The following is a 14,510-nucleotide window of genomic DNA, read 5'->3' on the forward strand; positions in this document are numbered from 1 at the left end:
TTTTTGCTGTTGTTCTATAACCGCAGATATTTTCCGTTGATTTTAAAAACCCATGTAACCTCCTGTCATGATACGAATGATCGAAAGCAAATCCGCAGGGCATGCAAAGGCATACTTTAAGGATGCCTTGTCGCGATCGGACTACTACACGAATGAGCAAGAACTGATAGGAACATGGGATGGAAAACTGGCTGGTAGGTTGGGGCTTACGGGCTCCATAAATCAGAAGGATTTTTTTGCACTTTGTGAAAACAAAATTCCATCAAGCGGCGAGCACCTGACACCCAGGACAAAAGAAAATAGAAGGGTTGGTTACGATATAAATTTTCATTGTCCGAAATCTGTTTCGGTGCTTCATGTGCTTTCAAAAGATGACCATATTCTGAATGCTTTTCGGGATAGCGTCACCGAAACAATGAAGCATTTGGAAGCAGATGTAAAAACAAGGGTCAGGAAATCGGGGCAGAATTCGGAACGTGAAACTGGCGAATTGATCTATGCGCATTTTGTCCATCAAACGGCAAGACCCGTGGAAGGTTTTGCGCCTGACCCGCATTTGCATAGTCATTGTTTTACATTCAACGCGACCTGGGACAAAACCGAAGAACAATTCAAGGCGGGCGAGTTTGGCGGCATTAAAAAAGATATGCCTTACTATCAGGCATATTTTCACAAAACGCTTTCCGACAAACTTGTGGAGTTAGGTTATCAGATAAAAATTACAGACAAGGCTTTTGAAATCGATGGCGTACCAAAAAGGGTTATTGACCTCTTTTCAAAACGCACCGATGAAATCGGGCGCATTGCCAAAGAGAAAGGTATTACCGATGCAAAACAACTCGACGAGTTAGGAGCGCGAACAAGATCAAAAAAGGAAAAAGGTATCAGCATGGAGGAATTGAAAAATGTGTGGCGGGAACAAATTAAAACTTTGCAAAAGGAAGAAGGCGAAGGAGAAACGATTGTTCGTTTTCATCCAACCAAAGAAGCCAGTAAAGAAGCGGCGGGCGTATGTATTGACCATGCGCTTTTGCATTGCTTTGAACGTGCATCGGTCATGAATGATCGGCGCATTTTGCAGGAGGCTTTTCGGTATGGCTTAGGCAATATTTCTGTAAACACGGAAAATATTGAACATGCGTTTAAGGAAGACGCCCGTATCATTCATCTTAATGAAAACGGCAAAACTGTCTGTACGACGGAAGAAGTTCTAAAAGAAGAAGAGCGCATGGTTATCTTGGCTAAGGAACGCCAGGGCAAGGCTGTCCCCCTCTATTCAGAAGCTCCTCAAACCGTTTTAAAAGGGCAGCAAGGGGATGCAATCGTTCATGTTCTTACCAACAGCGATTATGTTACCATAATTAGAGGTGTTGCGGGTTCAGGTAAAACAACCTTGCTCAAAGAACTCACCCAAAAAATTGAAGCCGTTCAAAAGAACGTTGGGGTAGTAGCACCCTTCGCTTCCAACTCACGCGGCGTTCTAAGAGAAGAAGGTTTTGAAAAAGCCGATACAGTCGCAAAGCAGCTTGTAGATAAAGCCATGCAACAGGACATTAAAAACGGAGTTCTGATTGTGGACGAAGCCGGATTGCTTGGCACCAAAGATACTGTTGCCTTGCTGCAACTGGTAAAAAAAGAAAACGCCCGCATCGTATTTGTTGGAGATACAAGACAGCATGCAAGTGTAGTGCGCGGCGATGCCTTGAGGGTCTTAAATACAGTTGCGCAAATACCAGTTGCAGAAGTCAGCAAAATTTTCAGGCAGCAAGATGAGGCTTACAAATCTGCCGTAGAAGATTTGTCGAAGGGAAATGTTTCAGAAGCTTTTGCGAAGCTTGATGATATGGGTTCAATCGTCAGCCTTGAAGCATTAAAAGCGCAAAAGTTTTTGGTGGATCAATTTATGGTGGGATTACATGAAAAAAAGGAATGTCTTGTCGTATGTCCAACGCATGCGCAGGGAGATGCAATTACTAAAGAAATCCGAGAACGGATGAGATCGGAAAACCTTCTTGGAAAAAAAGAAATTGATGTCTTGCGCTATATAAATTTACAATTTACGGAAGCTAAGAAAAAAGATCTGCGCAACTACGAAGAAGGGCAGTTCGTAAAATTCAACCAAAATTTTAAAGGTATTCGCAGAGGCAGTATTTGGAAGATTGCCACTGACGGAAGCGGCATTTCAATTGTGAATGCGAAAGGCGAGAAAAAAACTTTGCCTGCGTATGGTCATGAACATTTTGAAATCAATAAAGTAGATGAGATTAAGGTTTCTAAAAATGATATTCTACGCGTAACGTCAAATAGTTTTGATCATGATAAAAAAAGGTTAGATAACGGTACGGTTTTAAAAGTTCTTTCTGTTTCAAAAAAAGGAGAAATGAAACTTGAAAATCCAACCAGCAAATCTATATACACGCTACAAAAAGATTTTGGGTTTATTACGCACGCTCATTGCGTAACTTCTCAATTTTCGCAAGGCAAAACTGTAGACAAGATATTTGTCTGGCAACCTGCCGGAACGTTTGCGGCAACCGATGCAAAGCAATTTTATGTGACGATTTCGAGAGGCAAAGAAACTGCGCTCGTTTGCACGGACGATAAAGAAGGTTTATTAAAGCATGTGCAAGAGTTGGGAAATAGAACCTCTGCGATCGAACTTGCTACTGAAGCCCAGCGACGCAATAAAAGTAAAATTCAAAATTGGGAAGTGTCACAACCGAAAATTTTAAACAAGCAAAATGACGATTATGCCCCTGAAATTTAAATTTGAAAATGAAGGTAAGACAAATGATGAAAATGAGAAGCCCGAAAGCTTATTTGAAAAATATGAAACTGCATCTACTGCGCGAAGCCTATGTATCTTAGATACAAAGGGTGTATACAAAATATTTTTCTACAATGAACTTTCGTATATAGAACTTGATCCTAAAAAAGATATTCTAGAACTGACCTTCCATAGCCAAAAAGTCATTTTGAAAGGAAAGAATTTGAAAAACATCCTGAACGAATTGCAAGAGCAAAAGTTGATGAAAATTGTCTGCGTGCAGGAAAGGTACGCTACAATAAAAAAACCGGAAGATGTCTTCATAACGGAGATTTCAATAAAATAAATAATAATTTGGATAGAATTTTTATATTTGTGCCAGGTGTTTGGTATGCCTGCTCGTTCGTGCAAAGATTTTATCAGCCATTAACAAGATAATATAACCTTCAGAGCTTATTATCCGACTACAGAATACGAACGCAATATCTCAGGATAATAATCTTTGAACAAAGGATTATATTATGGACGCAATCGAATTCTTCAAGCAACAAGCAAAAAATCTACACAAAGATTTCAAGACACAAACTCCTCTAGTTGGCAAAACGTCACATGGTTTTCAGTACGAGTATTCGCCAAAGTATTTTCACATTTATGATATCATTTCGGACTTTGATATCGATGAGAACAATTTTAGGCTCATGAAGGCACAACATGTGATTGCTAAAATTGCAAACTTTGATAGTTGGGGAAATCTAATAAAAGCTTCACCGTCAGAATTGGAACTTGCGAAACTATTATTTGAGCATCAGGATAAAATAGATTTGCTTTCATGGCAGTTTTATATTGCGGATGCACAAGCTATGAATAAAGACGAACTTGACGCAGAGATACAAGTAGAAATATTTAAACAGGTGGTTGTTGAAAATAATATTTTTGACATGGTCATAGATTGTTATCTCATCAAAGATGATTATTTGGAAGATTAAAGTCATGAACTTTGTTTTAGCATTATTTTCTTCATAAACTCTAATTTATGGATGAGCGTTCCCCCTTCACCGTAAGAGGGGCGGTTAAATTTATGTCCCATAAGGTCTGCCTGAATTCTATCAGGAGCATTAACAGCTAATAGTCTGTCCTGAAAGCTGTGCCGTAAAGAATAGATAGAGTGATTGGGAGAAGGAAACAATCCCAATCCTCTAAAATGTTTGTTCAAAATATTCGTCAGAGAATCCGGCATTCCCTTGTAGCGCGAGAAACCATCAGGAAAAGTTTTAAATGCTTCGAGCGCGTAGCCTACGAGTGGAATCGTCCTTTTCCTGTATTTCTTTTTGAGCGTATGTCCCTTGTGGGGATAGATGCATATATGCGGTATATCATCTTCAAGTTTTATTTCTTCAGGAATTAGACCAATAAGTTCAGACACACCAGCACCGGTTTCAGCAAATGCAGACAGGACGCATTTTGCTTCCTCATCAAGACCAATGAGATTTTGTGGATTTAAGATTACACCTTTGATAAAATCGGTAGTGAAGGGTAGCCGTGTGTTCTTATTGCTATTTTCAAACAATAGCTTTTTAAAAATATGCTGTGTATCAAGATTGATTTTCAAATTTTCACAAAGAGTCTCGATGACTGTTTTGATATTCACCAAATCCTTGTTGGCGGAAGAGGGCACCTTGTCTTCATGTTCAATTCGGTATATCCACCAGTCACGCAACTTTAAAATATCTTCTCTTGCAAATTTTTGCAGCGGCTTGTTTCCGACACACTCTACCAAATTATTGAATGCTTTTATTTTGGGGTTCTTCCACTTGCGAATTTGGTCTTCAGTTTTGTTTAAAATCTTTGCTTTGGAGTAGGTCCAATAGTGGAACAAAGCCTGGTCAAGCATAAGGACAGGTTCTTCAACACCGCCCAAAATGGCAGCTACTTTATTTGGCTCATCCTTTGGCTGCGCTAGCGTAAATAACCTCTCTAAAATTTGTTGTATTGGGAGGTTTGAAATTTGCTTGGGTTCCAAATATTCAAAGCCCATTTTATTTGCAGAAGTTAATGTTGTTATGTAATCATTTTTTGATAATTCGTTAGAAGTGCGATTAAGAGTGTCCCAATAAGACTCGAGTTTTTCGTTTTGAAAGAACGCCATGCGTGCGGCAATACGCTTGTTCTTTGTCTTTAAAGAGAATCGAATTTGCGGGCTTTTGTAATGTGAAAGAAGATGATTTGGGACTTTCCGATTGAAGTAATAACAACCGTTTTTAAACAGTAAATATAACATGTGGTGTACTCCTTGGTGTGCAGGTTGGTGTGCAAGTCCAAGGAGTTATGTTATCTACAGCCGTTTGATAAAACAGAAGTTTCTTTTTATATCAAAGCCTAACAAACATTTCTTAATAGAAGAAATGGCGGAAAGGATGTCTGTAGAAAAACCCTTGTAATTGCGTGGTTTCCTTTCATATCAATAGCAAATTTTTTCTACGAGTTCAACAAAAATATTTTTGGTGTGCAATTCAGGATGCAGAAAGAGTGCAGAAATTATTAGCCTGATTCTTCCTTTGTTAATTGAAGTGCAATACTTAGAAGTTCTCTTTTTTTTCTCACATTCAATAGTTCTTCATGTAACCTCTCAAAAATAGGGAGATACCTGTCGCCATAAATAGTAACAATTTCCGCTGCAATTTTATGTGCCTTCTCAATTTTTTCATCGTAAGATAGATTTTGCATTAATGCTCCTTCAAATCGTAAGTTTTTGTGAAACAGTTTTTGCCGCTGGCTGTAAAGTATTCAAGAATTCAACTGCCTTTTGCGCCTGCGTTGCAGCTTGAAAGATAAACTTCTTGTCGTCTTTTAAATGCTTAAGCCATGACTGAATGTAGGCAGAATGATTAATCTCTGTTTTGGGTTCTATGCCTAGTTCGGCTGCAAGAAAACAAGCAGATAGTTCTGCAATGAGTTCTTCTTTCGCATAGCCTATCTTGTTTGATGACCTGCTATGAAATTCTCTGTTTAAGCGACTTGCATGTCCAGTCCAATGCGCGACCTCATGAGCAAGCGTACCATAATAAGAGATTGCGTTATCAAAGCTTTCAAAGGGTGGCATTGCAATGCGATCCATTTGCGGATAGTAGGCAGCTTCTGCTCCTGTAAAGATATTTGCTTTGGTTTCTGCAAAGAAATGTTCAACATCTTGCATACGCTCTTCTGGATTTGGAAAATATTTCGGTTCCGTCACTTCAAGAAAGCTTGCTGGCAGGTTTTCGATTTGTTCGATGTTGAATACCGTGTACATTTTCAGGAAAGGTATTTTTTCAATTTCCTTCTGACCATTTGGTAATTGCAATTCTTTTTCAAATTTATCTGCATATATAATCTGTGTGCCTTTCTCACCCTTACGAACATTTGCTCTTAGATTTTGCGCTTGTTTGAAGGTTATCCAGCAAGCAGAGTTGTAATTCTTTTCAGCCGCTGCCGCCCAAAGAAGAATAGTATTGATGCCAGTGAAAGGAATATCGTTGCTCCGCATGGGACGCATGATATGATTTTGAAGATTGCCGCTGTTCCAGGGTTTGCGCCAAGTCAGTTGCCCTTTCTCTAAATCGCTGATAATTTTATTGGTAACTGTTTCGTAAACATTTTCTTTGGTCATTTTAAAACTCGTGTGGATTTTCCCAAGTTAATTTTGTATTCAGAAATTGGTGTAAGGTCATACTTACTGCCCCACCATTCGACAAATTCTTTTGGTTTCATGAGTGCTTCCTGCGCGAAGGCTATATCGTCGGCACTAATACCTGCATCTGAAGTATCGATGCCGTATATTTTAATCATCGATTGATCTACTGAATCCCAATATTGAATAAAGCTTTGCATTTGTAATTTCCTTCTTCTAAAGAAAGAGAGCGCCTAAGCGCTCTCTCCCTGATCGGTTTCATTCTTTTTGAAAATGACGTAGTCAACTTTTCCAATCCGGAAATTTACGCCACCACCTGTTTTGTGAAAGAAAGCTCCACCAACTGGATGAAGATTGCCGTTTGAATCTTTTAGTTTCAGAGTGCCATCCGGTTTTCTTTTTTCTGTTTTTTGTTCTGTCATTTGATTTCTCCTTTGGTTTGAATGACCCTTTCGGGCGATGCCTCCGACAAGCCCGCTGTGTCTGCGGCGTCACACATGAAAATTGGGGGCGACCTTCAGGGGGAACCGATTTTCTTGTTGATGCAAGAAGCGGACACCGAGGGCAAGGGGCAACAAATGCACGAATGTTCATTTCAAAACTCCTTTGAGAAATTAAGACGGGTGACAAAAAAGAAAACTTAGAAAGGCAGCGGATCATTTGATCGATTGAAAACGACTCTTTCATCCATGAGTGAATAGTAGCCTTCCTTTGAAACTATCAGGTGGTCAATGACGGGAATTTCAAATTGGGAACCAACTTCAACAAATTTTTGAGTGAGCCGAATATCAGGAACGCTTGGCTTTAAGTTTCCAGTAGGATGGTTGTGAGCAAGAATGATGGAACTGGCATTTCCGAGCAAAGCGGTGGCAAAAACGAGTTTCAAGTCGACATAGCATCTTGATGTACCGCCTGAGCAAATATTGGAAATACCCAAACAAGAATTGCGGCTGTTGAGCAAGAGAATTTTGAATTCTTCAAGCAATTCGATTTTGTCCTTATCCCAAGTTTTCAAAAAAATGTTGTAGGCATCATCCGAAATTCGGACTATGGGTCTGTCGCTCGCTTTACCTTTATTACGATAAACAAGAGAAAGCTCTGCCACCTCATTGAATTCATCAACAGGAGATATTTTCGCAAATTGTTTTGGCATTCCTTTTCCTTTCAAGATTATCGGTGATTTGAAGTGAACCAATTATTGACATCCTTATGTGGACGGTAGATATCATTCATCGGTATATGAGATAGGTCACAACTGGAAAGAAAGTCATCTAGTTTCAAAATAGCTTTACGACCTGCTTCATCATTATCTAGCCAGGAAAAGACTTTTTTGTAGCTATAGTTTGCAATGTAGGGGAACGCCCTAGACAGATTGCAAGTTGAGTGCAGAATAATCACGTCACCTTCAAATTGCTTCTTGTCCTGATAAGTAAGCGCCGTGAGAAAATCGAAGCTGCCTTCAAAGATGTGTACTTCTTCTGGCAGTACTTTACTGCCTCGGATAAGTGTGACGCCTTTGGATGGAAAAGTACCTTTGAAGAATTCGTTACGAAGTTCATAGCCGCCATTTTCGTTTTGCAAGCCGATTGCAAAAAAGCTTTTGCCTGATAGTTGATTGAAGACATGAATTTCCTTGCAATATTTCTTTGCCGCGGACACTGAAATGTTGCGGCTCTTCAAATAGTCAATTAGAGATGGATGTTGTAATCCTGTAACTTTTTTTAAATGGAGCGAGTCGTTTTTGTCCGGCGTACCCACAACGCACGGACTAAAAACGACGTTCGTGTTCATGTTTCTAAGCCAGCGCAGAATATCAACTGTCGTATAGTCTTCACCGATAGTCTTCAGATAATGTCTTACAAAAGCGATCGTGCCGCCGCCAACTTCTTCACCAAAATCAAACCAGACATTTCTTGCTGTGTTGATTTTAAAGCTTGCTGTCTTTTCATTGCGGAATGGAGATAAATAAAATACATCGTTGCCACGTTTTTGTGCAGGATTGATACCAAGCTTGTGCATGATATCGGTCAAAGGAATAGCCTTAGCCTTTTCTACGTTCATAGAAAACCTCTTTTGTAAGTCGTTGCTATAAGTAAATTATTGTTTAGAAGGGCATCGTCTGCTTCAGGAGATATAAATCCAATGACTCAACGCGATATCGAACAAGTCCGTTAATATAAACCGGATTGAGTTCGTGCAGGTTTTTGATGCGCCAGGTCGCAAGGCTTTTCGGCGACCGCTTAATATGGCTTGCCGCTTTTTCAGTATTGAACAAAGGTTGCTTACTAATCGGCGCACCCGTAAACTTTATAATGTCTGTAACGAGGTAAAAGACTTCACGACCGTCTTTTATATTTGAGATATGCTTTCCCCGACAGTCCCAAGTTGCGATCGTTATAATCGGGCAGTCGTAGTACCAGGCAAGTTTCTTTCTAGACCATCGTAAGGTTGTAGGCATGTTGCTCCCCTCTATGTATGCAGCCATGTTTTGACCCCTCAAAACTTTGGCTTATGAAATCAGAATATACCAAATTCTGTTAAACAAAGATTTCAACTTCGTCGACTTGATGCCGAACAAAGCTATTTGTGTCAGTCAAGAAATTTTCTGTTAGTAAAAGGAGTTTGGTTTGAAATTTTTTGATAGACGATTGATCCGAATCGATATGAGTGGAGGAGATTTTTCTTTAAGACACAATATTGTGCATACAAATATATTCGAATTTGATTACACAAGTATTCAACGAAAGGTAAGGGATTCGAATCTGTTTATATAAGCCCAGGAATTAAACCGGAACCGTAAACTATGTTGTGGTTTACTTAGATAATAGTAAAACATTAATTATAGCGTTTTAATATACAAAACCTTCTACCAATTTATCTGACGGAAAAAGTACACCTAATCTTTTAGTTTTTTTATTAATACCTGGCATACGATCAGACATTAATTGTACAAATATCTTTAGTGAATTTGAATCCATTGCCATTAAGATAAGCTCGATAAGATCGGAAATTGTTTGAAAGTCTTCTATAGCTTTTGAACGTTCAACATTTGTGCAATAGTTCCGCATCATTCTTCTAATCATTCCCTCATCATTTTCAAACAGTGGAATAGTATTTTGGTCAAACCATACATCTTCGACAATGAGTTTATAAGGATCAATGTTTCCATGTAAAAAATCATTCCTTTTATTCATTAGAGTATGAAATTTTTTAAATGCGTTGCTGCTGTAATCAATTTGATTTGGAAAACACGTGCAATGTAAATGTAATGTCTTAACCCTGATATCTATATGATCTCTAATCAATCCTTCATAAAGTCTTTCATCATTTTTATATTCGTCCTTGCGAAAAACTAATAGTATTAAATTAATAAATGATTCCGCCATAACGGGACAAAGCATTCTTATTGTAGTTCCTAAAGAAGCAGCTTTGCTTATATTTTTTGTCCATTTTTCTAAATCTTTTTGATACTTATTAATATCTTCTTTCGATTTAGGTGTACCGGTCTGCACTTCTTCCAAATTCAGCTTTTCCAATTGCTGAATGTATCCTTGTAAAGTATGTTCTATTCTTGTGAAGGGATTAATAAATAAGGACCATTGCTCAAACTTCGATTGCACTTCTTTCATCTCTTTATCGTATTTTTTGAAGTCCTTTTTTATATTACTAACCAATGCATCCCAATCATTATTTGACAAAGTAGTGTTATCTGAAGTTTTAATTGAAAATTCAAGTACTGATGTTTTACCCCAAATATTTATAAACGAATCTTTTGTTGATAGCGCATATTGCCAATGTATTATATTGTCGGAAGTTGGATTTTTTAGAAACATGACAAAGCCATTTGGAGGTCCAAATCTCGCGTTTAGATATTTGTATAATGCTAAAGGAGAAATAGTCCTTGATATATTTTGCCATCCTTGGGCTGGCAAATTTTCTTTTTTTTCACTATTTTGTTTTGCAATAGCAACCTGTTTCTCCATGGGTACCAATTGCCAATTGTCAATGTTTAGAATTTGATCTATCATGATATACCATTTGTACATCCGAAATTAGATATAAATTTATAGCAACATAAAAAATAACAATTGTGGGGGCATTTCCATTCTCTCCGCAAATATTTTCAAATGGGTCGCCCACATTTCAAACGATAAGAGTGCGACCCATTCTGGATTTTGGGTGTGTCCAATTATTTTTAGTTGAAATTTACCTTTTTAAGTCGGTTGGCAATGGCTTTGGCAATAAGTTGTTTTTTGTCAGGTATCTCAAACCAGAAGAAATTTTGAGGTTCAATCTCATAAAAATTGAAGGGATAGGACTTTTTATCGCTTGCATCCAGCACGACATGAATCTGCGGATAATTCTGCATTTTAAATTTATGTGCGCTCGCAGTATATTGCTTGCCGTCAATCGTTATATTAAATTCTGCATTCTCTACTTTCATACACTTTAAATTTAAGACAATTTTTTCCAATAGCTTTTTAAAAATCCTTCTAGACCAAACACCGGATCTTGTTTTGGTAGAGACAGATCTTCAATACGTGGCAGCGCTTTTTTAAGTTCCTCTGCTGTACCGTGGTTTATGTCGTAATTTTTGCCTTGTGGATAAGCACCGATGCAGACAAAATCTGCTGAATGTTTGGTACACTTGTGACCCGTTCCCGCAGGTAAGATCAGGAGATCGCCTTTTTCGACCGTCAATCTTTTGCCGTTAGGTCCACCAAGGATTACATTGGCACTGCCGCTTGAAATGCCCAGCGCTTCGTGTGCATTGCTATGATAATGATGAAAATCATAGATACCATTTCGCCATGTGTTGCTCCACCCGTTGCGCAAAAAAATTGCCTGAATAATTTCAGAAGCATTGTCTTTGCCACGCGGCAATTTAAAGACATCCTTATAAATAAGGACAGGCAAATCACTATTAGGAAAGTTCCCGTTTTTCTCAAGATGCCATTCAATAATATGCGGATTGGTATTTGTGCGAGTGTTCTTCATGATGCTGTTTCAAATTTCTTTATGGCTTTTTGCATGTCAATGCCTTTACCGATGACGGGTTTGAAAATATCTCCTTCCGACCTTATTCGGTCGACGGCATTCATGATTGTGAAGTCAGACATTTTAAGCCCGGGCTTTACTTCATCCCAATGAAGGGGCATGGAAACCGTCGCACCTGGCTTTGGTCTTACAGAGTAGGGCGCGGAGACAGTAGCTTGGGGTCTGTTTTGTAAGAAGTCGATGTACATTTTACCTTTGCGGTCTTTAACCGTTCTTTCAATGCTTGTAAATTTTGGTAATTGTTCATGCACCATTCTTGCAATAACGCGCGCAAATTCTTTCGACTGTTCGTAAGTATATTTCGCACCTAAAGGTATATAGATATGCATGCCTGTTGAGCCGCTGGTTTTGGGATAACCTTCTATGCCAAGGCTTTCAAGAATATCCTTTGTAACCCGTGCTGCCTCTATCACCTGATCGAAGGTGTTCTTGGCAGGGTCTAAGTCGATAATGCACCAATCCGGATAATCTTCTTTTTGCACGCGGCTGTGCCAAGGATTCATTTCGATGCAACCAAGTGAAGCCATGTATAAAAGGCTTGCTTCGTCCTTTGCGACGAGATACTTACGGTCACGGTTATCTGCATCACTGTGATATAAAAAAGTTTCGAGCCAATCCGGCGCTTTACCAGTAATATCTTTAAAGAAAAAACTTTGTCCCGTAATGCCGTCAGGATGCCGTAACATAGATTGCGGGCGGTCTTTGAGATAGGGCAATATATACGGTGCAACCTGATAATAATAATTTAGTAAGTCGCGCTTGGTGATTTTTTCTTTAGGCCAATAGAGTTTGTGAAGATTGTTAAACTTCAATTCATGACCATTTATTTGCCGGACTTGCGTGTCGTCTGTTGGATTTAGAAGTGTCTTTCTTTCTGTCTTGCCTCGTGCAGTAATAACATTACTTTTATGAAGTGCGTTCGTTTCTTTCACCGTCTTCGTTGTTACTTTTGCTTTTTCACGCACGACTTCGGAAGCTTTTTTATCGATACGCATTCCCTCAAAAGAAGGATGACGCATGATGCCGTCCGACGTCATTTCGGTAAATGCTACCTCGCAAACAAGAATAGGCTTAAGCCAAGTCGCCGTTGCATGAGGTGGATTAGGTCTGAATCTTGAAGGTTTGTTGATATCGGGGGTTTCATTGAAAGGTGGTGTTTTGATGATGAGTTTTTTAAATTTTGCAAGCATTTCCTTTTGTGTCTTGTCATTAAAGCCCGTACCGACCTTTCCCGTATAGATGAGTTTGCCGTTTTCGTGTACACCTACTAATAAGGCACTAAAAGCTTTAGAGCTATCATCATTCTTTGTATATCCGCCGATAACCATCTCCTGTCTTTTATTGGCTTTAATTTTCAGCCAGTCTTTTGAACGATCGCCTGTCGCGTAAACACTGTCGGCTCTTTTAGCAATGATGCCTTCCAAGCCTGTTTTTTTGGCAACCTCAAAAAATTCTATTCCTGATTCCTGAAAAGCTTTGCTAATCTTGATAATTCCATCGTCAGGTATATTGGCTTCAAGAAGGGCACGCCTTTCTGTAAGTGGTAAACCTCTTAAATCCTTGCCATCGAGCCAGAGCATGTCAAAGAGATAATAATAAAGCTCGCCATCTGCTTCGCTGCGCCAGTTTTGTAAAGCGCCAAAATTTGAAATGCCGTTTTCATCTACCACAACAATTTCTCCGTCTACGACGGTATTAATTTTCCATTTTTTTAAAGCATCAAAAACAGGATAAAATTTTTCGGCAAAGGACTTTTCATTTCTGGACTGCAGGACGACTTTGTTACCGTTCATAAATGCCACGGCACGATAGCCATCCCATTTCACCTCATAAAGCCAGCCTTCATCTTCAAAGGGCTTGTCTACCAAAGTCGCCAGCATGGGCTTAATTGTTGAAAAGAATTTTCCTTTTGGGGCAGCTTTTAAAATCTCATCAGAAGATTTTCTGCCTGAAGTTTGCTCTGCTTTTTCTTTTTCTTTGTCTTTTTTATTGCGCAAGCTTGCCTTTTTTACGGCTGGTCTTTTGTTGAGAGAGACTTCTTTTTTGCTTTTCGTTTTTGCTTCCTTTACACGCTTAGAGCCATAGAAGTTTGTAGTTGTCTTTTCAACCTGTGCCAAAGTCTTTTTTGAAAGAACGGACTTGTCTTTCAGGGTGATATCTTCTTTGGATGCGTAGTTATCTTTTATCTTGAACAACAGCCAGGCATTTTCGCCGCGTGCTGTTGACTTCACAAGTGCATAATCACCTTTAAGCTTTGATCCATTCAAGGTGAACTTCAATTTTCCTTGATGCAATTGACGGCGTAACTCTTTATCCTGTGCGCTCTTGTCGCCATCTTTTTTTTCGGTAGGTGAATAATATCCTTCATCCCAGACAATCACTGTTCCGGCGCCGTAGCCGCTTGGAATAATGCCTTCAAAATTCCTGTAATCGTAGGGATGGTCTTCGACCATCATCGCAAGTCTCTTGATGCTTGGATCAGTTGACGGGCCTTTGGGAACAGCCCAGCTTTTAAGAACACCTTCCATTTCAAGACGAAAATCGTAATGAAGATGCGAGGCGTCGTGTTTTTGAATGACGAAGCGCAGTTTTCCTGCTTCCGCCTTGCCACCTGTGGGTTCAGGGCTTTCCTTGAAATTCCGTTTCTTTTTATATGTGCTTAGACTCATCGTATCGCCTTTTGATGATTGCCAATGCTCGGCAACATAAAAGGTTGCTATATATGTGCCAAAAAGTTGGCATTCACCCGTATAGTTGGTGAAAATCATTAAATTTATTGAATGAATGATGTGCCAAAAACCTTTGATCTGGATTTCAATGATATCAAGTTGCGTGTGAACCGCCATAGCATTGCTAATCACGTCGTTTATCAAATAGTTTTTTCAGACAGAAGGGAGCCTCTTGTTTTAACAAGAGCGCTAAAGGATAGCACAGAAATATTTTGGACCTCTGTTCCCGAAGGACGGCAAAGGGAAGCCGAGCAATTCGGTCCTTTGATTGAGAACTATATAAAAACCT

14 protein-coding genes are annotated in these 14,510 nt (G+C 39.2%); 3 read left to right on the forward strand and 11 right to left on the reverse strand.

All coding sequences use genetic code 11. The annotated features are described in order from the left end of the window. Positions 1-67: 67 nt before the first annotated feature. From mobF to K9M53_RS05790, 3 genes are all read left to right on the forward strand, one after another. Positions 68-2,767 carry a MobF family relaxase gene (mobF, locus tag K9M53_RS05780; RefSeq protein WP_224018676.1) on the forward strand — a complete coding sequence of 900 codons (2,700 nt, stop codon included), beginning with the start codon at positions 68-70 and terminating at the stop codon, positions 2,765-2,767. Then, positions 2,751-3,113 (forward strand): hypothetical protein, encoded by a 363-nt coding sequence (locus K9M53_RS05785; protein WP_224018677.1) that lies wholly within the window; start codon positions 2,751-2,753, stop codon positions 3,111-3,113. The genes mobF and K9M53_RS05785 overlap by 17 nt, the downstream gene beginning before the upstream one ends. 175 nt (positions 3,114-3,288) lie before the next feature. Further along, the gene (locus K9M53_RS05790) at positions 3,289-3,753 is read left to right on the forward strand and encodes a hypothetical protein (protein ID WP_224018678.1); all 465 of its coding nucleotides are present in this window, start codon (positions 3,289-3,291) and stop codon (positions 3,751-3,753) included. 2 nt (positions 3,754-3,755) lie between these two features. Here the strand turns inward: K9M53_RS05790 and K9M53_RS05795 are convergent, their stop codons facing one another. The 11 genes from K9M53_RS05795 to ligD all read right to left on the reverse strand — a co-directional run bounded on the left by K9M53_RS05795 (position 3,756) and on the right by ligD (position 14,338). After that, positions 3,756-5,045 carry a site-specific integrase gene (locus tag K9M53_RS05795; protein ID WP_224018679.1) on the reverse strand — a complete coding sequence of 430 codons (1,290 nt, stop codon included), beginning with the start codon at positions 5,043-5,045 and terminating at the stop codon, positions 3,756-3,758. A gap of 456 nt (positions 5,046-5,501) precedes the next feature. After that, entirely contained in the window at positions 5,502-6,413 is a 912-nt protein-coding gene (locus K9M53_RS05800) for an ArdC family protein (RefSeq protein WP_224018680.1), read from the reverse strand. After that, positions 6,410-6,634 (reverse strand): hypothetical protein, encoded by a 225-nt coding sequence (locus K9M53_RS05805; RefSeq protein WP_224018681.1) that lies wholly within the window; start codon positions 6,632-6,634, stop codon positions 6,410-6,412. Before K9M53_RS05805 ends, K9M53_RS05800 begins: the two co-directional genes overlap by 4 nt. 33 nt (positions 6,635-6,667) lie before the next feature. Further along, a complete protein-coding gene (locus K9M53_RS05810) occupies positions 6,668-6,856 on the reverse strand; it encodes a hypothetical protein (protein ID WP_224018682.1) in 189 nt (62 codons plus the stop codon). Positions 6,857-7,074: 218 nt separating this feature from the next. Further along, positions 7,075-7,587, reverse strand: a complete 513-nt coding sequence (locus K9M53_RS05815; protein WP_224018683.1) for a JAB domain-containing protein — start codon at positions 7,585-7,587, stop codon at positions 7,075-7,077. Between the two features lie 17 nt (positions 7,588-7,604). Beyond that, on the reverse strand, positions 7,605-8,495 hold the full coding sequence (locus K9M53_RS05820) for a toprim domain-containing protein (RefSeq protein WP_224018684.1): 891 nt from the start codon (positions 8,493-8,495) through the stop codon (positions 7,605-7,607). A 43-nt stretch (positions 8,496-8,538) separates the two neighbouring features. Next, entirely contained in the window at positions 8,539-8,919 is a 381-nt protein-coding gene (locus K9M53_RS05825) for a hypothetical protein (RefSeq protein ID WP_224018685.1), read from the reverse strand. Positions 8,920-9,283: 364 nt separating this feature from the next. Next, on the reverse strand, positions 9,284-10,462 hold the full coding sequence (locus tag K9M53_RS05830) for a hypothetical protein (protein WP_224018686.1): 1,179 nt from the start codon (positions 10,460-10,462) through the stop codon (positions 9,284-9,286). 167 nt (positions 10,463-10,629) lie between these two features. Further along, positions 10,630-10,878 carry a hypothetical protein gene (locus tag K9M53_RS05835; RefSeq protein ID WP_224018687.1) on the reverse strand — a complete coding sequence of 83 codons (249 nt, stop codon included), beginning with the start codon at positions 10,876-10,878 and terminating at the stop codon, positions 10,630-10,632. Positions 10,879-10,889: 11 nt separating this feature from the next. After that, the gene (locus tag K9M53_RS05840; protein WP_224018688.1) at positions 10,890-11,432 is read right to left on the reverse strand and encodes a cupin domain-containing protein; all 543 of its coding nucleotides are present in this window, start codon (positions 11,430-11,432) and stop codon (positions 10,890-10,892) included. Beyond that, the gene (gene ligD, locus K9M53_RS05845) at positions 11,429-14,338 is read right to left on the reverse strand and encodes a DNA ligase D (RefSeq protein WP_224018689.1); all 2,910 of its coding nucleotides are present in this window, start codon (positions 14,336-14,338) and stop codon (positions 11,429-11,431) included. Before ligD ends, K9M53_RS05840 begins: the two co-directional genes overlap by 4 nt. Positions 14,339-14,510 lie beyond the last annotated feature (172 nt).

Origin of the sequence: Ferruginibacter albus (assembly GCF_020042285.1) — a bacterium.
Classification (GTDB): domain Bacteria; phylum Bacteroidota; class Bacteroidia; order Chitinophagales; family Chitinophagaceae; genus Ferruginibacter; species Ferruginibacter albus.